General features: G+C 49.9%; 1 rRNA gene. It reads left to right on the top strand.

Features of this window, described 5'->3' with window-relative positions:
* Positions 1-1,500: ribosomal RNA gene (locus FFM62_RS09870) — 16S ribosomal RNA — on the top strand; the annotation flags it as partial.
* Positions 1,501-1,532: the final 32 nt, after the last annotated feature.

The following is a 1,532-nucleotide window of genomic DNA, read 5'->3' as shown; positions in this document are numbered from 1 at the left end:
TTTAATTGATATGAAGAGCTTGCTCTGATTTGATTTTATCTGACAAAGAGTGGCGAACGGGTGAGTAACACGTGGGTAACCTACCTCTTAGCAGGGGATAACATTTGGAAACAAGTGCTAATACCGTATAACACTAACAACCGCATGGTTGTTAGTTGAAAGATGGTTCTGCTATCACTAAGAGATGGACCCGCGGTGCATTAGCTAGTTGGTAAGGTAATGGCTTACCAAGGCGATGATGCGTAGCCGAGTTGAGAGACTGATCGGCCACAATGGGACTGAGACACGGCCCATACTCCTACGGGAGGCAGCAGTAGGGAATCTTCCACAATGGGCGCAAGCCTGATGGAGCAACGCCGCGTGTGTGATGAAGGGTTTCGGCTCGTAAAACACTGTTATAAGAGAAGAACGACATTGAGAGTAACTGTTCAGTGTGTGACGGTATCTTATCAGAAAGGAACGGCTAAATACGTGCCAGCAGCCGCGGTAATACGTATGTTCCAAGCGTTATCCGGATTTATTGGGCGTAAAGCGAGCGCAGACGGTTATTTAAGTCTGAAGTGAAAGCCCTCAGCTCAACTGAGGAAGGGCTTTGGAAACTGGATAACTTGAGTGCAGTAGAGGAAAGTGGAACTCCATGTGTAGCGGTGAAATGCGTAGATATATGGAAGAACACCGGTGGCGAAAGCGGCTTTCTGGACTGTAACTGACGTTGAGGCTCGAAAGTGTGGGTAGCAAACAGGATTAGATACCCTGGTAGTCCACACCGTAAACGATGAGTGCTAGATGTTCGAGGGTTTCCGCCCTTGAGTGTCGCAGCTAACGCATTAAGCACTCCGCCTGGGGAGTACGACCGCAAGGTTGAAACTCAAAGGAATTGACGGGGACCCGCACAAGCGGTGGAGCATGTGGTTTAATTCGAAGCAACGCGAAGAACCTTACCAGGTCTTGACATCCCTTGCTAATCCTAGAAATAGGATGTTCCCTTCGGGGACAAGGTGACAGGTGGTGCATGGTTGTCGTCAGCTCGTGTCGTGAGATGTTGGGTTAAGTCCCGCAACGAGCGCAACCCTTATTATTAGTTGCCAGCATTCAGTTGGGCACTCTAGTGAGACTGCCGGTGACAAACCGGAGGAAGGTGGGGATGACGTCAAATCATCATGCCCCTTATGACCTGGGCTACACACGTGCTACAATGGCATATACAACGAGTCGCTAACCCGCGAGGGTACGCTAATCTCTTAAAGTATGTCTCAGTTCGGATTGTAGGCTGCAACTCGCCTACATGAAGTCGGAATCGCTAGTAATCGCGGATCAGCACGCCGCGGTGAATACGTTCCCGGGTCTTGTACACACCGCCCGTCACACCATGAGAGTTTGTAACACCCAAAGCCGGTGCGGTAACCTTTTAGGAGCCAACCGTCTAAGGTGGGACAGATGATTAGGGTGAAGTCGTAACAAGGTAGCCGTAGGAGAACCTGCGGCTGGATCACCTCCTTTCTAAGGAAAATCGGAATCCTACACATTCAACG

Source organism: Weissella thailandensis (assembly GCF_005405465.1).
GTDB classification, from domain to species: Bacteria; Bacillota; Bacilli; order Lactobacillales; family Lactobacillaceae; genus Weissella; species Weissella thailandensis.
Note: the sequence above shows the minus strand (reverse complement) of the source record. Positions and strands in the feature narration are given on the sequence as shown.